A 23,133-nucleotide genomic window follows, 5' to 3' on the forward strand; every position below is an offset into this window, starting at 1 on the left:
GGCGGGGGCCGCCGAGGACCGGCCGGGCGTCGTGGCAGCGGGTGACGGATCAGGCCGGGGCGCTGACCGGGAGGGTGCTCGGGTGCAGGAGGGGTCGGTTCGGGAGGGTGCTCGGGTGCGGGGGCTCTGCGGGGCACTGGCGTCCAACTGTCGTATTTTCTGAGGGAATTGGATCTTTCAGGCGTCTTCCCGTTTCGGCCCGATGGTACGCCCCCGAACCCTCCAAGTGGCGTCTCAACGCCCCCACTCGGGCGCCGGGTCGACCGGCAGCAGCGGGCGCAGCGCGCCCAGTACGGCGCCGATGCAGGTGTCGCGCAGCTCGGTGCGGGTGCAGCTCGGCTCGGTGAGCCAGTCCACCACCAGCACCCGGACGAACACCAGCCAGCTGCGCAGCACTTGGGACACCGCGAGCCGGGCGCCCTCGTCCGCGAGCGGGAGCACCGTGAGCAGCCGTCCGCGCAGGGCGTCCAGCTCCTCGGTGATGATGGTCTGGATGACCGGGTCCCCGGCCAGCACCCGGTTGGCGGCCAGCACGGTGTGCCGGTTGGCGATGAAGTAGTCGAGGTGGGCGTCCAGGCCTTCGATCAGCTGCTCGACCAGGCTGTCCGCCGGGTCGAACCTGGTCCGGGCCAGCAGCTCGTCCGATGCCTGTCGGTGGACCGCCGCGAACAACTCGTGCTTGCCGGCGAAGTGCCGGTAGAGCAGGGCGCGGGAGACCCCGGCCTGCTCGGCGACCTCCTCCATCAGCACCTCCTCGTAGGGCCGGGCGGCGAAGGCCCGGGCGCCGACCGAGAGCAGCTGGGCGCGGCGCTCGTCGGGGGAGAGGCGTCGGCGGCGTTCGTGGACTGGCATGCCGGACAGGTTACTTGACACGCGTCTACCAGTGGGCGCTAGCTTGGTAGACGCGTGTCAACTAACACCTGACGGTCGATCAAGGTCAACCGGACGACGAGCGGAGTGGTGGTCGGGCCATGGCGAAGGCACTGCGGGTACTCGCGTGGACGATGGGGGTCGCCTGCGTGGCGATCGGCTTCCTCCACCTGCTGGGCGGGAGCGCCGCGTTCCCCGGGATCGCGGACCCCGGGCCGACGGTCGACAGCTTCGGCCGCTTCATGGGCGCGATCTTCGCCGGGTACGGCGCGGCCTGGATCTGGGCCGCCCGGCAGGCGCCGGTGCCCGCGCGGGCGGTGCGGTGGCTCACGGCGGTGTTCCTGCTGGGCGGGCTCGGCCGGGTGCTGGGTATCGCGGTGGACGGGCGGCCGCACTGGTTCCAGCTGGTGCTGATGGGGATCGAACTCGGGCTCCCGCCGGTGTACTTCTGGCTCGCCGACGCGGACGAGCGGGCGGTCGCGCGGACGTCCGAGCGGACGGACGAGCGGGCGGCCCGGGCCTGAGGAGGGCGGGCAGCCTGGTCGTCGTCGCCCCCGACGGTCCGAGCCCGAAGGTCCGCAGGAGCTCGGCGACGGTGGCCCGGTCGGCGGTGGCCCCGGTGAGCGTGACGTAGCCGTCCGGCCGGACCAGCACCACGGCGTCGCCGCGCAGCCCGTACCCGTGGGCGGCGTGGCCGTCGGGGTCGTGGACGGCGGCCGCCCGTACGCCGGGGAGGTCGGTGAGCTCGGCGAGGGCCGGGTGGTCGCCGAAGGCGAGCAGGGTGAAGTGCGGGCCGCGGAACAGGTCGAACAGCCGGGTGGGGGTGCCGTCCGCGGTGGTGCAGGGCGCGTCCGGGGCCCGGTCGCCGGCCCGGACGCCAACGGCTACGGCCGGCTCACCCATGGACGGCGTCGCCGCCCGGGCCCGCACCAGCAAACCGGTGCTCTACCGCCGCTGGCCGAACCGGGTCGAACTGGTGATGGCGGCCCTCGGTAACTGGAGGGCCTTTTCGTGCGTGCGGTACCGCAGGGTCAGGACCGGACCAGCCGGGCGATGGCCTGGTTGGCCTCGCGGACCTTGGCGTTCGCCTCCTGGCCGCCCTCGGCGATGGCGTCGCGGACGCAGCATTCGATGTGCTCGTCCAGCAGTTGCAGGGCGAAGGACTGGAGCGCGCGGCTGGCGGCGGAGACCTGGGTGAGGACGTCGATGCAGTAGGTGTCCTGCTCCACCATGCGCTGCAGGCCGCGGATCTGGCCCTCGATGCGGCGGAGCCGCTTGAGGAAGTCGTCCTTGTGGGGGCTGTAGCTGGCCATGGCCGCCTCCGGTTCCTGTGCGGTGAGGAGTTCCCTCACTCTACTGGGGCGCGGTAGGCGGGGAGTCGGCCCGGATGTCCGGGGGGGCGTCCGGGCCGACGGGGGGTCAGGCGCCGAGGCGCCCGATCAGGTCGTAGCCGGCCTCGTCGATGGCGGCGGCGACGTCGGTGTCGGCCAGCGGCCGGGTGCTGTCGACGGTGACCTGGCCGGTGGCGAGGTCGACGGCGACCTCGGTGACGCCGGCGACCTTCTTCAGCTCGTCGGTCACCGAGCTGACGCAGTGGCCGCAGGTCATGCCCTTCACCTGGAACACGGCGCGCTCGACGGCCGCGGTGGCGGGGGCCTTGGCGACGCCGGTCCCGCACGAGCCGCAGCAGGAGCCCTCGGCGGAGGACGAGTCGACGGTGACGGTGGTCTCGCTCATGGTGTGCTCCCTGTCGTCGGTGCGTGCGACGCCTTCCGGATCGGCCCCGGGCGGCTGCTTCGTGTGAGAAAATACCATACCCCCCTAGGGTAAGCGAGGCGAGGGTGACGTGCTCCGCCTGCTCGGCACCGTCCCCGCCGACGCCTTCCCCGGCCGCGACTACGACCTGATCAGCTACTTCGACGTTCTGCACGACCTCGGCCACCCCGTCCCGGCCGCCGGCTGACCCGACCCGGCGGCCAGGTCCGTACCGTGCGGGACGGCGCCCGTACGGCACGGACGTGGCTGCGGAACCTCAGGGGCGTCGGCGGGTCACTCCTGGTGAGGCTGGCCGCGAGCAGCTGCGGCACCTCCAGCCGGGGCCCGGTCGCCCGCAGTCCCACGTCCCGCAGCTGCTGCGCGGCGGTCTCACGGTCCGCCGCCAGAGTCTCGCGCGCCATCAGCGCCGCCCAGGGCTCGAGATTTGGTGCCATCGTCGCTTGTGCCCCGCAACCGACCGCCGGGTAGAACCGCCACCTCCCGCGGCGACTTCGTCAGGTCGGACGCGGCGCCTGGCGCCCGCAAAGGTGCCCCTCTTCGCAGCGGAGAGGGGCATCTCGTGTGCCCGGGTGGATCAGGTCTTGCGGTTGCTTGCGCACGCGGGTCTTGCGTGGCTGAGGTGCCGACATGTGGACCACCCCATCGCCCTCGATCCCGTTCAGCACCCGCGGGGCAACGGGGTAGTCGGCCGCGATCGACTCCGGTGCCCATTGGCGGCCGTCCCAACGGAGGCCAGGAGGGGCAGGTGCTGATGCGAGTGGGCGGCGGCCTCGCAGCCGTGTCGCGCCCGCTTCCGGCGGGCCGGGATCGCTCCCGTGCTCCGGACGGTGCTGTCACCACTCGCCGCGGTGGCCGATCACCCGGAAGCTGCCCACGACGCCATCGCAATCGAAGGCGCCACCGTAACCGAACTCGTCCTCGTCGAAGTGGCGGGCCATCACGCCGTTGGTGGAGCTGTGGGGGCCCACGGTGGCGACCGGACCACCGCGGTCGCAGTTGAAGCCGCGGAAGACCTCGATGGTCTTCCAGCTGTCGTTGAAGATGTTGAAACTGGTGGCACCCAGGCCGCTGGCCGTGGTGATGCAGCCCTCGGTGTGGGCGGAGAACGTACGTTCGTTGAAGAAGATCCTTCCCTCCTTGTGGTGGTGGCCGTGTTTGCCGTGTTCGCCGCCTTCGCGTCCCCTGCCTTCGCGTCCGCCGCCTTCGCGTCCGCCGCCCTCGTGGCCGCCGCCTTCGCGTCCGCCGCCCTCGTGGCCGCCGCCTTCGCGTCCGCCGCCCTCGTGGCCGCCGCCTTCGCGTCCGCCGCCCTCGTGGCCGCCGCCTTCGTGGCCGCTGCCCTCGCGTCCGCCGCCTTCGTGGCCGCGGTCGCCGTGTTCGCCGCCCTCGTGTCCGCGGTTGTCGTTCTTCTCTCCGCCTGCGTTGCCGCCGCCAGAGGCGCCCGCCTTCTCTCCGCCTGCGTTGCCGCCGCCAGAGGCGGCCGCGGCCGGGGCGGCTTGTTGGGCAGGGGCGGCCGCGGCCGGGGCGGCTTGTTGGGCAGGCGGGGCCGCAGGCTGGGCTGTCGGCTGGACGGGCGGGGGTGCCGGGGTGGATTCGGAGGACGAGGCGTAGGTGATGCCGGTGGCTGCAAGGACCGTCGCGCCTATTCCGGCAGCGGTCACAGTTAGTGTGCGCGTGAACATGTCACTTCTCTCTGTCGCGCGGACGCCGGCCAGGCGCCCGATCTGCGATGAACGTAACGAGAGCTCTTATGGCTGGCATTTCGGATATGTCCAAGGTGTGACGCCATGGGTCCAGCCAGGTGGAATTGCGGCACATGTCGCATACCGATCAAAGATCTGAGGCCTGGTGGATCACGGTCCCTTGGAAAGCGACGCGCGGTTCTGAGTGGCGGTCAGCGCACCGTGATCCGTCCCGGACCGCGCTCGACAGCCCAGCGCCTTCGCCGGATCGGGACCAGGACGGCGATCAGGGTGAGGGCGATCGCCCGGGTGGCCTACCGCCCCGGCGCAGCCCCGGGGGGTATCAGTGGACCGTGACCTGGATGCTCTTGGTGACGCGGCCGCACCCGAGCGACGGATTCGGGCTCGACCCCAGGCACTTGCCCCGGTCGACGAACGTCCAGGTCAGCGTGGTGGTGCCGGGCGCGACGGCGGTGAAGGTCTGGTCGACCCCCGGGCAGCCGATCGAGTCCTGTGGGCAGGGCTCGGTCACGACATCCGGACCGCGCCGCACCACGGCGCCGTCGCCCGTAGCGGTGAGCTCCCAGGCCGTCATGCTGTCGACGAGTTGGACGCCGAGCCGTTGCCCGCCCGTGAGGGTCACCGTGCTGGTCGGGTACGGGGAGGTGGCGTGGCCGGCCTCGTTGAGGGCGGGGATGGCGAGCTCCGTGTCCGGCCGGCCGGTGGGTGGAGCCGGCACCGGCGCCAAGACGGACGGCCCCCCGGAGGAACACGCGGCGAGCACTGCTCGGTGCGGCCGAGGACGGCGGAGGTGTGCCAGCAGGAGTCGTAGAGCGCGGTGTAGGGGCGGGCCAGGGCGGAGCCGCGGGCGAGGATGGCGCCCGCGTCGACGTTCTCGGGGTCGATGGCGGGGTGTCGGCGCGTCACGGTTCCTGAATACCCCGTACGGGTATATGGTAGGAGGCCGCCCGGAGCTGCGGAAGGCGGACGACCGACCGAGGAAGGCGGACGACCACATGCACGCGGTCCTGCACGCGCTGTCCATCGCCGGATCGATGACCTGGGAGATCACCTGGGCGCTGATCCTCGGCTTCCTGCTCTCCGCCGTGGTGCAGGCGGTGGTCCACAAGTCGACGGTGGTGCGGCTGCTCGGCGACGACCGCCCGCGCACCCTCGCGGTCGCCGCCGCCCTCGGCGCGGCCTCCTCCTCCTGCTCGTACGCGGCCGTCGCGCTGGCCCGCTCGCTGTTCCGCAAGGGCGCGAACTTCACCGCGGCGATGGCCTTCGAGATCGCCTCCACCAACCTGGTGGTCGAACTCGGCGTCATCCTGGCCCTGTTGCTGGGCTGGCAGTTCACGGCGGCCGAGTTCGTCGGCGGGCCGGTGATGATCCTGCTGCTGGCCGTGCTGTTCCGGCTGCTGCTGCGTGACCGCCTGCTCCAAGAGGCTCGTGAGCAGGCCGAGTTCGGGCGGGCGGGCTCGATGGAGGGGCACGCGGCGATGGACATGTCGGTCGCGGGCGAGGGCTCCTTCGCCCGTCGGCTGCTGTCCGCGCGCGGCCTCACCTCCGTGTCACACGTGTTCGTGATGGAGTGGGCGGCCATCCTCAAGGACCTGGTGATCGGCCTGCTGATCGCGGGCGCGATCGCCGCGTGGGTCCCCGACTCGTTCTGGCAGGCCTTCTTCTTCGCCGACCACCCGCTGGCCGGCAAGCTGTGGGGACCGTTGATCGGGCCGCTGGTGGCCATCGCCTCCTTCGTCTGCTCGATCGGCAACGTGCCGCTGGCGGTGGTGCTGTGGAAGGGCGGGATCAGCTTCGGCGGCGTGGTCGCGTTCGTCTTCGCGGACCTGCTGATCCTGCCCATCCTGAACATCTACCGGAAGTACTACGGCCCCCGGATGACCCTCTTCCTGCTCGGCACGTTCTACACGGCCATGGCGCTGGCTGGCTACGCGGTCGAGTTCCTCTTCGGCGGCCTCGGCCTGGTGCCCGACCAGCGGAACGCCGAGATCCCGATGGCGGGCATCGAGTGGAACTACACCACCTGGCTCAACATCGCCTTCCTGCTGGTGGCCGCGGCCCTGCTCACCCGCTTCTTCCGCACCGGCGGCGCGGCGATGCTCCGCATGATGGGCGGCGCCCCGGCCGCCGCTGACCACGCGGGCCACGGGCATCACGGCCACCACTGAGGGGGTGTGCGCGCGCGATGACGTTCACACGGGCGGCAGCAGATCGCTCTCGCTGACGGTGTACGTCAGCGGGGGATAGGTGAAGTCCGTTTCCTGATTCTCACGGCGCCGGAGTCGGTAGAACTCGCGGCTCTGCTCGTCGTCGGCCGAGGTGAGGCGGGCGCCCTGCGGGAGGTGCGGGCGTCCGTCGCGGAAGCGAACGAGGGTCTTCGAGGTGCGGAAGGTCAGGCCCAGCCAGACGTTGTCGGCTGTCGGGACGGGCTTGTCCAGGACGATCTTGTGCCTGAGGCGCCGGTTCGACTCGACGGAGAACGTGACGAAGCCGTTGTGGGTGAGGGGGATCTCGAACCTCTCGCCGCCGGACTCCTTCGATTCGACGATCAGCTTCCTCGGCGGGCCCGCTTCGGGATGTCGGTAGCAGGAGAAGACGGCGATGAACGACTCGTCGGCCAGATCGAGGGCCTGGTCGGAATGAGCGCCCATGGTGGTGTTGACGTTCGTGTAGGTCTCGATGAGGGCGTTGTTGAAGTCGACCGGAAGCGCGGCGAGTTCTCGGATCCGTTGCGCCAGCCGCTCGTGCACCGCTCGGAAGCGCTGCGCCGGGCTGGTGTACCGAGTGGTGGTACGGACGAGGGGCACGCCGCCCGTCTCGTCGACCCTGGTGAGCGTGGCGCCTCGGCGGCCCTTTCCCAGCTCTTCCAGGCGGGCCGACGCGGACAGCTCCGCGAAGAGGTTCTCCTCGGTGGGCAGGGCGTAGGAGAGGATCTCGTCCGAGAACCTAGGCACGGGGGGCAAGGTAGTCTCCCGTGTTCATGCTGAAGAGGAACCGGTTGCCGTAGTCGATGACGGACGAGGTGCGGTTCTCCTCGGCGTACAGCCTGCGCAGCTCGTCCATGCCGGCCGGTGTGGGCGGCTCCAACTCCACCGGATTTCCTGTTGATTTGAGGAACGTCCGGCCGTCCTTGTGAACGGCTTCGGTGTTCGAGCAGCGCACCACGTACCCCAGGCGGGTCGGGAGCAGCTCGGCGTCCAGTGCCGAGGGCCGGATCTCGTGCGTGTAGAGGCGGTTGGTGGACAACGGCATGAAGAACACCGAGCCGGGATGGAGGGTCACGGTGACCTGCCGGAGGAGCGTGCCCCCGGGGAGTTCCTCGGCCGACTCCTTGAGGCGGAAGCGGAGCCTGGTCAGCCCGCTGACACCCTTCGCACCGTAGTCGAAGGCGTCCTCGCCCAGGGGCTGCAGCTTGTCGAGCCGGTCGTAGAAGGTGCAGAAGGCCATGATGCCGTTGGCGGGCATGTCCTTGGTCTTGTCGGCGTGGGCCGAGATCTTGGCCTTGGACTGCTTGCGCTCGGGTGTGGCGTGGGTGTTGTGGTAGGTCTGGGCGAGGACGTGGTTGAGAGGTGCGTGGTCCCGGAAGACGGTGGCGGCCTCGCGGTTCAGGGCGTCGACGATGTGGGTGTCGGTGGGGCCGAAGTTCTCGGTCGGGCCCGAGAGGTTGGTGGAACAGCGGAGCAGGCGGAAGTGCAGTTCGTCACCGTCTCGGGTGACGGGCGTGAGGTAGATCCCGGTGCGATGGGATGTTCCGGGTTTGGTGGACTCCGTCAGGGACTGGAAGGTGTGCTCCGCGCGGATCCGTCCGAAGTGATCGGCGTCGAGGTCGAAGAAGCGGCGGTAGTGGACGCCGACGCCGTGCACGCGGACGGGGACCCGGCCGAGGTCGACCAGGGGCCAGGGGCCGTCGACGTCCTCGTGGTAGCCGGGTGACAGGTCCCGGATGACGAACACGCGCGCGGCGGTGTGCAGTTGCCGGGCGGAGATCTCGGACGTGTCACCGCAGAGGTAGACGGTCTTCTGCGCGAGGTCGGGCGAACCCGAAGCAAGGTCCTCCGGTGTGATCGTGGACCCGAAGAAGTCCCTGATCAAGTCGTGACCCCGCAGTGCCGAAGGGGCAACCAGGACGTTGCTCGCACCCTCGATGCGGGCTTCTGTGCGGTCTGCGGTGTACATCGAGCGGTACCTGCCGTTCGCTGCCCTTGGAGTCGCGCGAGAAGTCGCACCGGCCGACTTCTCGCGCAAGCACGGTATCCGGTTGATCAGACGCTACTCCGGCACCCCCCGGCACAGCGGCGAGGGGCGGTGGTGAAGCCCGGGAGGTGCTCTGTCACCATGATCCGATTCAGTGCCCCTAGTCCAAGTCGCCCATCAGGAACGGTTCGTGTCCGACCAGCACATTTCCAGCACCACCACCACCCGTCGCGCCCGCCCGCAACGGCGCGGGAACAGCCGGGCCATCGCGCTGGGCGCCGCCTGCGTGCTCCTGGCCGCGGGCGTGACGACGCTCGTCACCACCGGGTTGGTCGGGCACTCCTCCTCGACCGGCAGCGCCGCGGCGCACCCGGCCGCCGGTGACAGTGCCGCCGCCGGCACCACGACCGGTCTGCCGACCGCGGACGCGACCAGCGCCGGCGCGAGCCCCAGCGCCTCCGCCTCGCCGTCCGGTTCGGGCTCGCCGTCGGCGTCGGCCACGCCGTCCAGGTCCGCGTCGGCCTCGGCGTCCGTGTCCTCGTCGCATCCGGCGGCGTCGAGCGCGTCCGCTGCCGCTCCGGGCGCCGCCGGTCAGGGAGTGGCCCCGGTGAACAGCGTCGCCGCGCCCGCGCGCGGACCGGCCGTCTTCAGCGGCAAGGCGTTCGACACCTGCACCGCACCGTCCGCGGCCGCGATGCAGGCGTGGCACGGCCAGTCGCCCTACGGCGCGGCCGCGGTCTACATCGGCGGCCAGAACCGGGGCTGCTCGCAGCCGAACCTGACCTCCTCGTGGGTGCACACCGTGCACGCCACCGGATGGCAGGTGATCCCGCTCTACGTGGGCGCGCAGCCGCCCTGCCAGACCTCCGGCAACCCGGAGCGGATCACCGCCGCCAACGCGGCCTCCCTCGGCTCCTCCGACGGTGGCGACGCAGTCGCCCGCGCCGCCGGCCTCGGCATGGGCACGGGCAGCGCCATCTACCTCGACATGGAGGCCTACAACGCCGCGGACAGTGCGTGCAGCGCCGCGGTGCTGACGTACGTCCAGGCCTGGGACGCGGCCCTGCACGCCCACGGCTACTGGGCCGGCTTCTACGGCTTCGGCAAGTCCAGCGCCCTGGCCATGAGCCAGGCGGCCTCGTCCGGTGCGACCGGCCTGCCGGACGCCCTGTGGTACGCCCAGTACGACGGCACGGCCGACACCAGCACCGGCTTCCCCTTCCCGGCCGGCCAGTGGAGCGGCCCCTGGCGGGGGCACCAGTACGCGGTCAACCAGCAGGAGAACTACGGAGGCGTATCCCTGACCGTCGACCATGACGCCTGGAACGGACCGGTCGCCGTGATCGGTTGACGCTCCCGGCCCCACCCGGGGCAGGGACCAGCGGTGGCCCTTCACCTGCCCGCACGACGAGGCGAGCAGGTCGTGTCGGGCCATCGCTCGGTCGGGGGAGGGCACGGAGCGCGCGGCGGCAGTGGTCGCGGACGATCGCCTTGAACGGCGGGGAGTGCGAGCTACCGGTCCGCGCCCGGCCAGTCGCCGGTCAACGTGGCGGTGAGCCGTCCGTCCGCCAGCTCGACCGCCACGTCCTCGGCGCTGCCGACTTCGTCGAGCAGGATGGCGGCGACCGCCTCCGGGGCCTCACGCATGGCGTCGTGGACGGTCGGGAGATCGTGGACCCGCCACCCGGGGTCGGCTTGGAGGCGGGCGCGGGTGGCGGCGAACGGGGTCCGGTCCTCCCAGCCCGAGCAGTAGACGAACTCCCGGCGGGGGACCTGGTCGAACGCGCCGGTGAGCCGGATCGTCTGCAGGAGCGAGGCGAGGGGATGGGGGCGGCGGCGGGGATCGCCGCCGTCCGGCGGTCGGACGGCGTGGCCGGTGGCCGCGGCGCCGGCGACGAACCGCTGCCGGTATTCCTCGTTCGCCGACGACCAGCACGACTCGCCGTCGCGCGGGACGTAGGCGTCGAGGTGTACGAGCCGAGAGATCCGGCCGGCGGCGCGGTCGGCGGCGGCGGCGATCACCAGCCCGGCGTAACTGTGGCCGACCAGCGTCACGTTGGTGAGGTGGGCGCGGTCGAGGAGCCGCAGCACGTCGTCGGCGTGGGTGTCGAGGTTGGCGGTGGCGACCGTCGCCTCGTCGTCGTCCGGCCGCAGACCGGTCAGGGTCAGGGCGTGAACGGTGTGGCCGGCCCGTTCCAGCAAGGGGACCACCGTCTCGAAACACCAGGCGCCGTGCCAGGCGCCGGGCACGAGGATGAATGTCGACATGGGCTTTCTCCGTCTCTCAAGTCGCTCCGTGGGCAAGTAGTCTCACCGGATCAAGGTGTGGCTCGTTAGCGCCAGGAGGCCAACTGATGCCCGTTCACGGCCAAGCTCGCCTCAGCGGCGGTGTGGCGTCACAGGTGTGGCCGTCCGGCGGGCGCCACCTCTGGTCGTCCGGCGGAACGGGTGGGGTGCAGTCGCACGCGCGGGGACACCTGGTGTACGCGGCCAGCGGGGTGCTGGCGGTGCAGACCGAGCGCGGCACGTCGATCGTCCCCGCCAACCGGGTCGCCTGGACGCCGGGTGGGTTCACCCACCACCACCGCGCCCACGGCGACACGGACATGCGGATCGTCTTCCTCGCGCCGGCCCACGCCCGGCTCCTACCGGACCGCCCTGCGGTGTTCATGGCCTCCGACCTCGCCCGTGAGGTCCTGCTCGCCCTGACCGGTCCCCGCAACCACGACGACGCCGTGGCTGGGTACAGCCGCTCCGCGCGTTCCCGGCTCCATCGTGTTCTCGTCGATGAACTGCGCGAGGCGCATGAGGAGCCATTGCACCTGCCGGAGCCACGGGACGACCGGCTGAAGGCCATTGCGAGGGTGCTGTACGAGACGCCGTCGGACAACGCCACGCTGGCCGAACTCGGGAGGACGGTCGGGGCCAGTACGCGCACCCTGAGTCGGCTGTTCCGCAGCGAACTCGGCATGACCTTCTACGAGTGGCGCACGCAGCTGCGGATCTACCACGCGCTGGTGCTGCTCGCGGACGGCCATGACACCGTTCAGACCGCCTATGCGTGCGGATGGGCCAACCCCAGCAGCTTCATCGCGGCGTTCACCGGCATCGTCGGAACGACCCCGGGCCGCTACCGGACCGGCCGGCGGCGTCGCTGATCGCGCACCTCAACGCCGGTATCCGGGCCCAGGGCGCAGGAGTTGCGCGAGAAGTCGGCGAGGCCGACTTCTCGCGCAGACGGGATCAGGTGTTGGGGAGTTCGCCGGTCTTGACGGCGGAGACGAACGCCGTCCAAGCGGCGGCCGGAAAGACGAGCGCGGGGCCGTGGGGGTCCTTGGAGTCCCGGACGGCCATTCCGCCAGTGGTGACATGCCCAGTCTCTACGCACTCGCTTGCCTGCGGGCTGAAGCTGCTCTTGCGCCAACCCTGGGCGGAGATCTCCGGCATCGTCATATGCTCATCTTCCCTCTTCCTGATCTCGTACTCACGTCTCGGCTGAGATGGCCGTGATCTTGTCCAGCGACTCGGTCGGGTTCGGGGCTGAGGACCGGAGGTACTCGAAGACCAGTCCATAGCCGTCGAGCTCTGCCTCGCGCTCCGGGTAGTAGCCGTTCGTCAGCATCTCTACGAACACTGGCACCGAGAACATCGCCGCCCTGCGCCAGGCGGGCCCGAGGCCCTGCCCTGGGTCACGTTCCTGCCGGAGGGGGACATCGACACCCTGCTCGCCGAGCTGGTCGACACGGCTCGCGGCGCAGTGGCGCTGGACAACCTCGCCCCGATCGCGTTGCTGCTCACGCAGTGGAAGCACAGCGCCGAGGTCTATGCGGACCCCGCGTTGTACGCCATCCCCACCCGCGAGCCCGAGGGGGACTTTGGTCAAGTCCCCGTGCCGGAAGCGGCCGAGTGAGTCCGAGGAGGGGGGATCGAGCCGCGCCGCCTCCGACCGGCGACCCCTTCGAGGGTGCGGCTGGGGCACGGATGATCGCCGAAGCTCAGCCCGCTTCGAGGGTGTCCGCGCGGTGGGTCAGCTCTTCGGCGATGTGGTCCCAGTCCGGGCCGTGCAGGTGGAGGCTGCTTGCGGCCTCGCGGAGGAGGGCCGGGTCGTCGGGGCGTTGGAGGAGGAGCAGGCGGTAGGCGAGGTTGCGGGTCCAGACCGGGAGGTGGCCGTCGACCAGGTGGGGGGAGAGGGTCCGCAGCATGGCGAGGATCTCGTCCGGGTCGGCGAAGGTCAGCTTCTCGGTGAAGTACGACTCCTTGTGCTGCCAGGTCGCGTCGCACTCGGGGGTGGGGCCGTACTCGTCGCCCCAGAGGCAGCGGGCGAGGTCGGTGAGGCTGCGGTGCATGGCGCCGCAGCCTACCGGTGGTCGCCCTTCGGCGGCAGCCGGTCCAGCGGCGTCGCGCGGGTGACGGTGGCCGTCACCCGCGCGACGCCGGGGCGGGGTGGTCAGGCCGCCGGTGCGGAGGGTGACGTAGTGGACGTCGGTGCCCGTCTCCTTCGCCTCGTACATCATGTCCGCGCCGGTGGTGGGGTCGGTACCGGCGTAGAGCACGACGTGCACGGTGTTGTGCGCGTCGGTGCCGAAGTACTCGACGTCGCCGGGGCGGCGCTGGGATTCGGTGATCGGGGTGAGGTGCTTGTCCAGGGTCTGCTCGCTGGTGTCGCCGCCGTTGGCGAGGTCGATGCCGGCGCCGAACCAGAAGGCCGCCCGGACCAGGCCCGAACAGTCCAGGCCGTGGGTGGTGTTGGCCGGGCAGGGCTGGATCGAGCCGGTGTAGCCGTCGCAGGTGCCGAGGGACGGGCCGGGGCCCTCGCCGCGCAGGGAGTGGCCGCCGCCCCACACGTAGGGGACGCCCAGGTAGGACTTCGCCGCCTTCAGGACCTTGGTGGGGTCGACGGCGCCGCTGGGCAGCGGGGTGGGGGTGCTGGTGTAGAGGGCGTTCTTGGTGCCCGTGCCGACGACGCCGTCGATGGTCAGGGCGTGCGCGGCCTGGAAGTTGCGGACGGCGGTGTCGGTGGCCGGCCCGAACTGCCCGTCCGCGGTGAGGCGGCCCGCGTTGAAGGTGTTCAGCATGGTCTGCAGGGTGCTGACGCACGGGCCGCTGGCGCCGGTCTGCAGGGTGCCGCACTGGGTGCGCAGGTCGACGGTGCCGGAGGCGGCGGCCGCCGCCGCGTCGAGCGCCGACTTGGTGGCCGGGCCGACGATGCCGTCCGCGGTCAGGGTGTGCGCGGCCTGGAAGGTGCGCACGGCGGTGTCGGTGCCGGACCCGAACTGCCCGTCCACGGTGAGGTGGGCGCCGGTCAGATTGAGCTCCAGCTGGAGCTGGGTGACGCAGCCGTCGGCCTCGCCCTGCTGGAGGTTGGTCGGGCAGGCCGGGGAGGTGAGGGGGATCGGGGCCGGCGCGGTCGCGGCGGAGGCGGCCGCGGCGGTGTACGCGCCGACGCCCGCCAGTAGGGACGCCAGGGCCAGACCCAGCGACAACCGGCGCCGGGTGGGGAGGAGGGTGGTCACAGGAGGGTCTCCAGATCCGTGATGGTCCGTCGGGTTCGGTGCTCGGGTGTCGGCCGGGGTCACCGGGGTGATCACCGGGCCGGGCTAGAACTGTGCCTCACTCCGCGGCCCGTCCGGCAGTGGTTCTGACGTCCCATCAAAAACAGGGACGTCCCACGACGTGGGCCGGCGGCGTGAGACGCGGAAGTGCCGGGTGGTCCCGTGGGAGGGAGCGCCCGGCACTGCCGCTGCGGGGGCTGCTCAGTGCTGGTAGTCGGCGGCCGGCTCCGCTGCCCGCGGAAAATACCCGCCTGGGGTATCGATCAGTGGCTTGCGAGCCGTACCCCCCAGGGGTATAAATGAACCCGGCGTCGCCCCGATACCCCCCAGAGGTATGAGGGTCCGGCCGCGCACGTACCTCGAAGTACCGACCTCGAACTACCGACTGTCACGAGGAGCAACGATGACCACGCAGGCCCCTGCCTCCACGGAGGTGGAACTGTCGATCGGCGGAATGACGTGCGCCTCGTGCGCGGCCCGCATCGAGAAGAAGCTCAACCGGATGGACGGCGTCGCGGCCAGCGTCAACTACGCCACCGAGAAGGCGAAGGTCACCTTCGAGGGCGAGGTCGAGGTCGCCGACCTGATCGCCACCGTCGAGGCCACCGGCTACACCGCCGCCCTGCCCGAGCCCCCGGCCACCGAGAGCGGCGCCGCCGACCAGGCCGGGCCCGCCGACGAACTGGCCCCGCTGCGCCAGCGGCTGTTCACCGCGCTGGCCCTGGCCGTCCCGGTGATCGCGATGGCGATGGTGCCGGCCCTGCAGTTCGACGACTGGCAGTGGCTCTCGCTGACCCTCGCCGCCCCGGTCGTCACCTACGCCGCCTGGCCGTTCCACCGGGCGGCTTGGACCAACGCCCGGCACGGCGCCGCGACGATGGACACCCTGGTCTCGCTGGGCACCGGCGCCGCGTTCCTGTGGTCCCTGTGGGCGCTGTTCTTCGGCGACGCCGGCATGCCGGGCATGCGGCACGGCTTCGAGTTCACCGTCGCCCGCAGCGACGGCGCCTCCGACATCTACCTGGAGGCGGCGGCCGGCGTCACCGCCTTCATCCTGGCCGGGCGCTACTTCGAGGCCCGCTCCAAGCGCACCGCCGGGGCTGCTCTCAAGGCGCTGCTGGAACTGGGCGCCAAGGACGTGACGGTGCTGCGCGGCGGAGCCGAGGTGCGGATCCCGATCGCCGAACTCGCCGTGGGCGACCGCTTCGTGGTGCGGCCGGGCGAGAAGATCGCCACCGACGGCACGGTGATCGAGGGTGCCTCGGCCGTCGACGCCTCGATGCTGACCGGCGAGTCGGTGCCGGTCGAGGTCGGGGTCGGTGACGGCGTCACCGGCGCCACCGTCAACGCGGGCGGTCGGCTGGTCGTCGAGGCGACCAGGATCGGCGCGGACACCCAGCTCGCCCGGATGGCCAAGCTGGTCGAGGACGCGCAGAACGGCAAGGCCGCCGCCCAGCGCCTCGCCGACCGGATCTCCGCGGTCTTCGTGCCGATCGTCATCACCCTCGCGGTCGCCACCCTCGGCTACTGGCTGGGCACCGGCGAGGGCTGGACCGCCGCCTTCACGGCAGCGGTGGCCGTGCTGATCATCGCCTGCCCGTGCGCCCTGGGCCTGGCCACCCCGACCGCCCTGCTGGTCGGCACCGGCCGCGGCGCCCAGCTCGGCGTGCTGATCAAGGGCCCGGAGGTGCTGGAGTCCACCCGCAAGGTCGACACCATCGTCCTGGACAAGACCGGCACCGTCACCACCGGTCAGATGACCCTGCTCGCCGTGCACACCGCCGCCGGCGTCACCGAGGCCGAGGTGCTGCGCCTGGCCGGCGCCCTGGAGCACGCCTCCGAGCACCCGATCGCCCGGGCGATCGCCACCGCCGCCGCCAGGGCCGGCGAACTGCCCGCCGTCGAGGGCTTCGAGAACGTGCCGGGCCTGGGCGTCCAGGGCGTGGTGGACGGCCACGCGGTGGTGGCCGGCCGGGAGGCGCTGCTCAACGAGTGGTCGCAGTACCTGCCGGAGCCGCTGGCCGAGGCCAAGCGCAGGGCCGAGTCGGCCGGCCGCACCGCGATCGCGGTCGGCTGGGACGGCGAGGCGCGGGCCGTGCTCGAGGTGGCGGACGCGGTCAAGCCGACCAGCGCCGAGGCCATCGCCAAGCTGCGCGGCCTGGGGCTGACCCCGGTGCTGCTGACCGGCGACAACCGGCTGGTCGCCGAGGCCGTCGCGGCCGAGGTCGGCATCCGGCCGGAGCACGTGATCGCCGAGGTCATGCCGCAGGACAAGGTCGACACCGTCAAGCGGCTGCAGGCCGAGGGCAAGGTCGTGGCGATGGTCGGTGACGGCGTCAACGACGCGGCCGCGCTCGCCCAGGCCGACCTGGGCCTGGCGATGGGCACCGGCACCGACGCCGCGATCGAGGCCGGCGACCTCACCCTGGTCCGCGGCGACCTGCTGGCGGCGGCGGACGCCATCCGGCTCTCCCGCAAGACCCTCGGCACCATCAAGAGCAACCTGTTCTGGGCATTCGGCTACAACGTCGCCGCCCTGCCGCTGGCGGCGGCCGGGATGCTCAACCCGATGATCGCGGGGGCGGCCATGGCCTTCTCCTCGGTCTTCGTGGTCGGAAACAGCCTCCGGCTGCGCCGCTTCCGCTGAGCCGCCCCGCCGGGCGGACTCCCGTCGAGCCCGTCTCCTCCGCCGGGCCGAGGCCCCGGAACCGACACCTACACCGGTTCCGGGGCCTCGGCGTGTCCCCTGCGGTCGTCACGCACCGTAGTGAGGCCACCGGCGCCGGACCGCACCGCTTCGCCCCACTCCTGACCTGCTCTTGGTGGGTGTTTTACGTGTACTTGGGGCAGTGCTCACCCAAGCCCTACCCCGCCGCGACCGGACCGAGATGTGACGCTCCGAAACTTGTTAGGCAAGCCTTTCCTGCCCTAGGTTCTCGTGCCGTCAGGCCGGTGCCCTGCGGCTGGTCCGTATGGCCGAACCCGCTTCCACGGAGGACCCTCACCATGCCCGGAACCGTCCGGCCGCTCGCGGCCCTGTCCCTCCTCGCCGCGTGCGCGCTCGCCCTCACCGGGTGCGGCAGCTCGGGCGGCAGCGCGGACAGCGCGTCCACCGCGGCCTCCGGCGCCGCGCTGGCCGGCCAGACCATCACCGTGTACAGCGGCCAGCACGAGCAGACCGTCAAGGCCCTGACCGAGGACTTCACCAAGCGCACCGGCATCAAGGTCGAGCTGCGCTCCGGCGACGAGGCCGAGCTGGCCAACCAGATCCTCCAGGAGGGCGACGCCTCCCCGGCCGACGTCTTCTACGCCGAGAACCCGCCCGCGCTCACCGTCCTCGGCGACAAGGGGCTGCTCGCCAAGGTCGCCCCCGACACCCTCAAGTCCGTTCCCGCCGCCGACAGTTCGGGCAAGGGCGACTGGGTCGGCATCTCCGCCCGCACCTCCGCCTTCCTCGCCGCCACCGGCAAGGGCGCCGACACCGCGCCGCCCGCCTCGGTGCTCGACCTCGCCAAGCCCGAGTGGAAGGGCCGCCTCGGCATCGCCCCCAGCGAGACCGACTTCGCCCCGGTCGTCACCCAGGTCCTCAAGGCCAAGGGCGAGGACGCGACCAAGCAGTGGCTCAAGGGCCTCAAGGACAACGCCAAGGTCTACGACAGCAACGAGACCCTCTCCGCCGCCATCAACAGCGGCGAGGTCGAGGGCGGCGTCATCGACCACTACTACTTCTACCGGATGCGCGACGAGAAGGGCGCCGCCGGAACCCACGCGACCCTGCACTACTTCCCCAAGGGCGACCCGGGCTCGCTGGTCGACGTCTCCGGCGCCGCCGTCCTCCAGCACGGCAAGCACCAGGCCGCCGCCCAGGCCTTCCTCGGCTACCTCGCCTCCGCCCCCGCCCAGACCGTCATCGCCGACTCCGCCAGCTACGAGTACCCGCTGGTCACCGGCGTGCAGGGCAAGCCCGAACTGCCCGCCCTGGACACCATCGGCACCGTCGCCGACCCGGCGCAGCTCGGCGACGGCAAGCAGGCGCTGGGCCTGCTGCAGGACGCCGGTCTGCTCCAGTGACGACCCCCACGCGGACGACCCCCACGCGGACGATCCCCGTTGGCGGGCCGCGGTGGCGGTGGCGGGCCGCCGGCCTGCTCGCCCCCGTCGCCGTCGCCGTCGTCGCGGTGGTCGCCTCGCCGCTCGGCTTCGTCATCGCCCAGGCCGCGCAGGCCGGTTGGGAACAGACCCGGCGGCTGCTCGGCCGCCCGCTGATCGCCACCCTGCTCTGGCACACCCTGAGCCTGGCCGCCGCCGTCACCCTCGCCACCGCCGTCCTCGGCTTCGGCGCCGCCTACCTGGTCGAACGCACCACCCTGCCCGGCCGCCGGGCCTGGACCGTCGCGCTCGCCCTGCCGCTGGCCGTACCGGAGTTCGTCCGCGGCTACTCCTGGGTGTCGCTGTTCCGCTCCGTCCACGGCTACTGGGGCGCGGTGCTGGTGATGACCTGCTCGCTCTACCCGCTGGTCTTCCTCCCGGTCGCGGCCGCCCTGCGGCACGGCGACGCCGCCGCCGAGGAGGTCTCCCGCTCGCTCGGCCGCGGCCGCCTCGCCACCCTGTGGCGGGTCACCCTCCCGCTCACCCGGCCCGCACTGGCCGGCGGCGTGCTGCTCGTCTCGCTCTACCTGCTCGGCGAGTACGGCGCCTTCGCGATGCTGCGCTACACCACCTTCGCCACCGCCGTGTTCACCCAGTACAAGCTCGGCTTCGACGCGGCCTCCGCCTCCCTGCTCACCCTGGTGCTGGTCGCGCTCGCCCTGCTGCTGGTCACCCTGGAGGCCTGGGCCGGCCGCCAGGCGCGGGTCACCCGGCACGGCGCCCTGGCCCGCCCCGCCCCGCCCGTACGGCTCGGCGGCTGGACCGTACCGGCGCTCCTCGCCCTGGCCGCGCTGGTCGGCGTCTCGCTCGGGGTGCCGCTGTACGCGCTCGCGTACTGGCTGATCAAGGGCAGCTCCACCACCCTGCCCTCCGCCTCCGTCCTCGGTGCCACCCTGGCGACCCTCGGGTACGCGCTCGGCGCGGCCCTCGTCGCCACCCTCGCCGCCGTACCGGTCGCCCTGTACGGCTGGCGGCGCGGCACCCGGCCGGCCCGCGCGGTCGAGCGGATCGCCTACCTCACCCGGGCGCTGCCCGGCATAGCGGTCGCCCTCTCGGTGGTGTTCTTCGCCGTCCGCTGGGCCCGACCCCTGTACCAGCAGCCGCCGATGCTCGTCCTCGGGTACGTCCTGCTGTTCTTCCCGCTCGCGCTGACCGCCGTCCGCGCGGCCCTCGCCCAGGTGCCGCCCGGCGTCGAGGAGGCCGCCCGCTCGCTCGGCACCCGGCCGCTCGCCGTCCTCGGCCGGATCACCCTGCCGCTGGTGCTGCCCGGCCTCGGCGCCGCCGTCGCCATGGTCGGCCTCACCGCCTCCACCGAACTGACCGCAACCCTGCTGCTGCGCCCCACCGGCACCCAGACCCTGGCCACCCAGTTCTGGGTCTACACCAGCGGCCTCGCCTACGGGGCGGCCGCGCCGTACGCGGCCCTGATGGTCGCGCTGTCCGTGCCCTCCGTCCTGCTGCTGACCCGCCGTACCATGGGGCCTGCCCTCGACCGTCCTGGGGAGAACCAGTGACCGGACTGTCCGTCACCGACCTGCACGCCGCCCACGGGCGCAGCCCGGTGCTGCACGGCATCGACCTGACCGTGCCCGACGGCGCCCTCGCCTGCGTCCTCGGCCCCTCCGGCTGCGGCAAGTCCACCCTGCTGCGGGTGCTCGCCGGCTTCCACCCGGCCGCCGCCGGACAGGTCGAGCTGCACGGCCGGGTCCTGGACGACGGCCGCAGCCGGCTCGCCGCCGAACACCGGGGCATCGGCCTCGTCCCGCAGGACGGCGCGCTCTTCCCGCACCTGAGCGTCGCCGCCAACATCGGCTTCGGCCTGCCCCGTTCGCAGCGCCGCGCCCGGGTGGGGGAGTTGCTGGACCTGGTCGGCCTGCCCGGCCTCGGCGACCGCCGCCCGCACCAGCTCTCCGGCGGCCAGCAGCAACGCGTCGCGCTCGCCCGGGCGTTGGCGCCCCGGCCCCGACTCCTGCTGCTGGACGAGCCGTTCGCCGCCCTGGACGCCGCCCTCCGCGCCGAACTGCGCCGCGAAGTCGCCGCGACCCTGCGCCAGTCCGGCACCACGGCGGTCCTGGTCACCCACGACCAGGACGAGGCGCTCTCCTTCGCCGACACCATCGCCGTCCTGCGCCACGGCCGGATCGCCCAGTCCGGCACCCCGGACGAGCTCTACCACCGCCCGGCGGACCCCGCCGTCGCCACCGTCCTCGGCGAGGCCAACCTGATCCCCGCGAAGGTCGCGGGAGCCGAGGCCCTCACCCCCTTCGGCCCCCTCCCACTGCTGGAATCCGCCCCGGCACTCCGTACCGGGCCGGCCCTGCTCCGCCCCGGTCAACTCCGGCTCACCGCCGAGCCGGTGGCGGGCACCGTCCCCGCCAAGGTCCTCGGCAGCGACTTCCGGGGCCACGACCACCGCGTCGAACTCCGCCCGGAGGCCGCCGGACTGCCCGACGTCCTGATCGCCTCATCGGACCGCCCATGGCCGGTCGGCGGCGAGGCCCATGTGAGCGCCCTCGGCCCGATCCACCTCCTCCCGGAGGCCTGACCCGGGGGCACCGCCCTGACGGCCCGGCGGGCGTGCCGGCCGTCAGAGCGGGTTGAGGCGGGCCTTGAGGAGGCAGAACTCGTTGCCCTCGGGGTCGGCGAGGACGTGCCAGTGCTCGTCGCCGGTCTGGCCGATGTCGGCCGGGCGGGCGCCGAGTGCCAGCAGGCGCTCGAGCTCGGCCTCCTGGTCTCGGTCGGTGGCGTTGACGTCGATGTGCAGCCGGGACTTGCCCGGTTCCGGCGTCTCCCGGCGGCTGAGGAAGAGCGTGGGCTGGGCGCCGCCGAAGCCCTCGCGCGGGCCGATCTCGATGCTGCCGTCGTCCTCGCGGCCGAGCACCACGAAGTCCAGGACCTCGCACCAGAACCGGGCCAGCACCTCGGGCTCGCGGCAACCGAGGACGAGTTCACTGATGCGACATGCCATGGAGCGGAGCCCACTTTCAGCTGGGGGACCACCGGTGCGGTCGCGAGAGACCGTAGCGGTCGCAGGGGGCGGGCGCGAACGGTTTTCGGGACCTACGCCTCGTCAGGGAGTTCCACCGCCTGCCAGCGGTAGGCCGCGTCCTCCTGCCACACCTGCAGCTCGCCCTCCACGACCGCCGCCAGGCACAGCCGCCAGTCGTCCCCCATGGCGAGTGCGACCCGGGTGGCCGGGCGCAGGGTGGGCCGCCACCAGCGCGGGCGCCGGGAAGCGCCGCCGGCGGGGAGCCGCAGCCGTACGCCGCCCGCGCCGGCCAGGGCGACGGTGGGGCCGCCGCGGTGGCCGACCATGGCGATGCCGAGGGAGGGTTCGCCGTCGCCGATCTCGGTGCCGGCGCCGGGGGTGCCGAGGGTGTGCAGCTGGACGGAGCCGTCCGCGCGCAGGGTGGCGGCCTGCGGTCCGGCGGAGGCGCGGGCCAGTGCACCGGCGCGCAGGGCGCCGGGCGGGCCGAGCGGGACGGGCGGTTCGCCGGAGCCGGGCCGCCAGCTGAGCACCCGTTCGCGGTGCTCGACCAGGAGCAGCCAGGCGCCGGGCCGTTCCTCCTCGGCGGCGAGCACCCGGTCGGCGGGGCAGCCGGGGTGTTCCTGGCCGGTGAGGGTGAGGCCGGGGGCCCAGCGGTAGGAGCGCAGGGCGCCCGCGGCGGCGGTCCACACGGTGAGTTCGCCGGCCACGCCGACCGCCCCGGCGAGGCCGCTGACCCCGCGGGCCGCCTCCCACCAGCCGGCCGCGGTGCCGACCCAGAGGGTGCCGGAGCGGTCCTCGGCGCAGATCACCAGTTCGCCCTGGCGTCCGGCCCAGCCCGCCGCCAACTCCCGTATCGCGCCCGGCCCCTGGCCGGCGGGCGGCCGGTGGCCGGTGCGGCCGGGCCCGGCCAGCGCGGTGCCGTCGGCGCCGCCGGTGACCACCAGGGGCCGGCCGGCCCGGTCGGGCAGTACGGCCAGGCCGGCGGTGCGCGCCACCGGGCGGTGGGCGCGCAGGAGTTCGCGGCCGCGGGCGGCCCAGGGGCCGAGCGGGGCGGGGCGGCGCTCGGGTTCGCGGGCGAGCGGTTCGCAGGCCCAGCGGGCCAGTTCCTCGCCGTAGCCGGCGGCGAGCAGTTCGGCGCGGGCCTGTTCGGCGGCGAGCCGGTGGTCGAGCCGGCCGTGGTCGGGCAGCAGCAGGGTGCGGGCGAGGGTGCCGACCGCGAAGAGGTCCTTGGCGGTGGTCGGGAAGCCGCCGACCTGCTCGGCCTCGGGAGGGACGTGGCCGGGGGTGAACACCGCGACGGTGAGGGTGTGGTCGAGCGGGGCGAGGAAGGTCAGGTCGATCAGTTTGACCAGGCCCTGGGCGTCGACCAGCACGTTGGCGGGGGAGATGTCGCGGTGCACCCAGCGCTTGCGGTGCAGCTCGTCGACGATCCGGCAGAGCCGGGCCAGCACTTCGGCGACGGCGGCCGGTCCGCCGCGCTGGGCGCGGGCCCAGGTGTGCAGCGGCACGCCCTCGACCCAGGGCGAGATCTGGTAGCCCATCAGTCCGCCGGCGGGCACCGTGCCGGGCCGGTGCGGGGAGGGCCCGAGCAGGAAGCTGGGCACCACCAGGTCGGTGACGCCGAGCCGGTGGGCGTTGTGCGAGACGTCGTCCCACCGGCCGAGCCAGCGCCGGACCTCGGACGGGTCCCGCTCCAGCATGATCTTCGCGGCGACGAGCTCCTTGATCCCGTTGTGCCCGGTGCGCACGGCCCGCCACACCTCCGCCTCGCCGCCCCGGTGGTGGAACTCCAGCAGCTCGTACTGTTCGGGGTCGAACTCGGGCCCGAAGCGGAGCCCGGGCACCCAACGAGACTCGGACACTCGACCCCCGACGCTTCTCACCGCTGTGGACGCGCGGCTGT

Annotated in this window: 22 protein-coding genes and 1 pseudogene; 8 read left to right on the top strand and 15 right to left on the bottom strand. The window is 72.7% G+C overall.

What is annotated here, in order from left to right; translation table 11 throughout:
* Positions 1 to 234 precede the first annotated feature (234 nt).
* Positions 235 to 852: a TetR/AcrR family transcriptional regulator gene (locus O1G21_RS31795; protein WP_270148500.1), complete on the bottom strand. Its 618-nt coding sequence runs from the start codon at positions 850 to 852 to the stop codon at positions 235 to 237.
* A gap of 119 nt (positions 853 to 971) precedes the next feature.
* Here O1G21_RS31795 and O1G21_RS31800 point away from each other — a divergent pair, with 119 nt between their 5' ends.
* Positions 972 to 1,394, top strand: coding sequence for a DUF4345 domain-containing protein (locus tag O1G21_RS31800; protein WP_270148501.1), 423 nt, complete (start codon positions 972 to 974; stop codon positions 1,392 to 1,394).
* 61 nt (positions 1,395 to 1,455) lie between these two features.
* Here the strand turns inward: O1G21_RS31800 and O1G21_RS41485 are convergent.
* From O1G21_RS41485 to O1G21_RS31825, 5 genes and pseudogenes are all read right to left on the bottom strand, one after another.
* Positions 1,456 to 1,773: pseudogene (locus O1G21_RS41485) on the bottom strand (aromatic-ring hydroxylase C-terminal domain-containing protein); the annotation flags it as partial.
* Between the two features lie 128 nt (positions 1,774 to 1,901).
* Positions 1,902 to 2,222: a metal-sensitive transcriptional regulator gene (locus O1G21_RS31810; RefSeq protein ID WP_449784706.1), complete on the bottom strand. Its 321-nt coding sequence runs from the start codon at positions 2,220 to 2,222 to the stop codon at positions 1,902 to 1,904.
* Between the two features lie 67 nt (positions 2,223 to 2,289).
* Positions 2,290 to 2,607, bottom strand: coding sequence for a heavy-metal-associated domain-containing protein (locus tag O1G21_RS31815; RefSeq protein ID WP_270148503.1), 318 nt, complete (start codon positions 2,605 to 2,607; stop codon positions 2,290 to 2,292).
* Between the two features lie 872 nt (positions 2,608 to 3,479).
* On the bottom strand, positions 3,480 to 4,325 hold the full coding sequence (locus O1G21_RS31820) for a hypothetical protein (protein ID WP_270148504.1): 846 nt from the start codon (positions 4,323 to 4,325) through the stop codon (positions 3,480 to 3,482).
* A gap of 343 nt (positions 4,326 to 4,668) precedes the next feature.
* On the bottom strand, positions 4,669 to 5,064 hold the full coding sequence (locus O1G21_RS31825) for a hypothetical protein (protein ID WP_270148505.1): 396 nt from the start codon (positions 5,062 to 5,064) through the stop codon (positions 4,669 to 4,671).
* A gap of 277 nt (positions 5,065 to 5,341) precedes the next feature.
* Here O1G21_RS31825 and O1G21_RS31830 point away from each other — a divergent pair, with 277 nt between their 5' ends.
* A complete protein-coding gene (locus O1G21_RS31830) occupies positions 5,342 to 6,514 on the top strand; it encodes a permease (protein WP_270148507.1) in 1,173 nt (390 codons plus the stop codon).
* A gap of 24 nt (positions 6,515 to 6,538) precedes the next feature.
* Here the strand turns inward: O1G21_RS31830 and O1G21_RS31835 are convergent, their stop codons facing one another.
* The 3 genes from O1G21_RS31835 to O1G21_RS31845 form a co-directional block, all read right to left on the bottom strand.
* On the bottom strand, positions 6,539 to 7,309 hold the full coding sequence (locus O1G21_RS31835) for an alpha-ketoglutarate-dependent dioxygenase AlkB (RefSeq protein WP_270148508.1): 771 nt from the start codon (positions 7,307 to 7,309) through the stop codon (positions 6,539 to 6,541).
* On the bottom strand, positions 7,293 to 8,522 hold the full coding sequence (locus O1G21_RS31840; RefSeq protein WP_270148509.1) for a hypothetical protein: 1,230 nt from the start codon (positions 8,520 to 8,522) through the stop codon (positions 7,293 to 7,295). Before O1G21_RS31840 ends, O1G21_RS31835 begins: the two co-directional genes overlap by 17 nt.
* Before the next feature lie 195 nt (positions 8,523 to 8,717).
* A complete protein-coding gene (locus tag O1G21_RS31845) occupies positions 8,718 to 9,041 on the bottom strand; it encodes a hypothetical protein (protein WP_270148510.1) in 324 nt (107 codons plus the stop codon).
* Positions 9,042 to 9,147: 106 nt separating this feature from the next.
* On the opposite strand from O1G21_RS31845, the gene O1G21_RS31850 reads away from it, so the two are divergent.
* A complete protein-coding gene (locus tag O1G21_RS31850) occupies positions 9,148 to 9,891 on the top strand; it encodes a glycoside hydrolase domain-containing protein (protein WP_270148512.1) in 744 nt (247 codons plus the stop codon).
* 161 nt (positions 9,892 to 10,052) lie between these two features.
* Here O1G21_RS31850 and O1G21_RS31855 read toward each other — a convergent pair whose 3' ends face one another.
* Positions 10,053 to 10,808, bottom strand: a complete 756-nt coding sequence (locus O1G21_RS31855) for an alpha/beta fold hydrolase (protein WP_270148513.1) — start codon at positions 10,806 to 10,808, stop codon at positions 10,053 to 10,055.
* Between the two features lie 185 nt (positions 10,809 to 10,993).
* Here O1G21_RS31855 and O1G21_RS31860 point away from each other — a divergent pair, with 185 nt between their 5' ends.
* Positions 10,994 to 11,698, top strand: coding sequence for an AraC family transcriptional regulator (locus O1G21_RS31860; RefSeq protein WP_270148515.1), 705 nt, complete (start codon positions 10,994 to 10,996; stop codon positions 11,696 to 11,698).
* 85 nt (positions 11,699 to 11,783) lie between these two features.
* On the opposite strand, the gene O1G21_RS41490 is transcribed toward O1G21_RS31860, so the two are convergent.
* From O1G21_RS41490 to O1G21_RS31875, 3 genes are all read right to left on the bottom strand, one after another.
* Complete coding sequence (locus tag O1G21_RS41490) at positions 11,784 to 12,113, bottom strand: DUF397 domain-containing protein (RefSeq protein ID WP_333493515.1); 330 nt, start codon at positions 12,111 to 12,113, stop codon at positions 11,784 to 11,786.
* Positions 12,025 to 12,423 carry a hypothetical protein gene (locus O1G21_RS31870; RefSeq protein WP_270148519.1) on the bottom strand — a complete coding sequence of 133 codons (399 nt, stop codon included), beginning with the start codon at positions 12,421 to 12,423 and terminating at the stop codon, positions 12,025 to 12,027. Before O1G21_RS31870 ends, O1G21_RS41490 begins: the two co-directional genes overlap by 89 nt.
* Positions 12,424 to 12,535: 112 nt before the next feature.
* Positions 12,536 to 14,053 (bottom strand): C40 family peptidase, encoded by a 1,518-nt coding sequence (locus O1G21_RS31875; protein ID WP_270148521.1) that lies wholly within the window; start codon positions 14,051 to 14,053, stop codon positions 12,536 to 12,538.
* Between the two features lie 442 nt (positions 14,054 to 14,495).
* On the opposite strand from O1G21_RS31875, the gene O1G21_RS31880 reads away from it, so the two are divergent.
* The 4 genes from O1G21_RS31880 (at position 14,496) to O1G21_RS31895 (ending at position 20,786) form a co-directional block, all read left to right on the top strand.
* On the top strand, positions 14,496 to 16,739 hold the full coding sequence (locus O1G21_RS31880; RefSeq protein ID WP_270148522.1) for a heavy metal translocating P-type ATPase: 2,244 nt from the start codon (positions 14,496 to 14,498) through the stop codon (positions 16,737 to 16,739).
* 359 nt (positions 16,740 to 17,098) lie between these two features.
* The gene (locus O1G21_RS31885; protein ID WP_270148524.1) at positions 17,099 to 18,163 is read left to right on the top strand and encodes an iron ABC transporter substrate-binding protein; all 1,065 of its coding nucleotides are present in this window, start codon (positions 17,099 to 17,101) and stop codon (positions 18,161 to 18,163) included.
* Positions 18,160 to 19,755: an ABC transporter permease gene (locus O1G21_RS31890; RefSeq protein ID WP_270148525.1), complete on the top strand. Its 1,596-nt coding sequence runs from the start codon at positions 18,160 to 18,162 to the stop codon at positions 19,753 to 19,755. Before O1G21_RS31885 ends, O1G21_RS31890 begins: the two co-directional genes overlap by 4 nt.
* Positions 19,752 to 20,786 carry an ABC transporter ATP-binding protein gene (locus O1G21_RS31895; RefSeq protein ID WP_270148526.1) on the top strand — a complete coding sequence of 345 codons (1,035 nt, stop codon included), beginning with the start codon at positions 19,752 to 19,754 and terminating at the stop codon, positions 20,784 to 20,786. Before O1G21_RS31890 ends, O1G21_RS31895 begins: the two co-directional genes overlap by 4 nt.
* Positions 20,787 to 20,828: 42 nt before the next feature.
* Here the strand turns inward: O1G21_RS31895 and O1G21_RS31900 are convergent, their stop codons facing one another.
* Together O1G21_RS31900 and O1G21_RS31905 are read right to left on the bottom strand one after the other, a co-directional pair.
* Entirely contained in the window at positions 20,829 to 21,209 is a 381-nt protein-coding gene (locus O1G21_RS31900; protein ID WP_270148527.1) for a VOC family protein, read from the bottom strand.
* A 92-nt stretch (positions 21,210 to 21,301) separates the two neighbouring features.
* Complete coding sequence (locus O1G21_RS31905; protein WP_270148528.1) at positions 21,302 to 23,074, bottom strand: serine/threonine protein kinase; 1,773 nt, start codon at positions 23,072 to 23,074, stop codon at positions 21,302 to 21,304.
* Positions 23,075 to 23,133 lie beyond the last annotated feature (59 nt).

The sequence above is a fragment of the Kitasatospora cathayae genome (assembly GCF_027627435.1).
Taxonomy (GTDB): Bacteria; Actinomycetota; Actinomycetes; order Streptomycetales; family Streptomycetaceae; genus Kitasatospora; species Kitasatospora cathayae.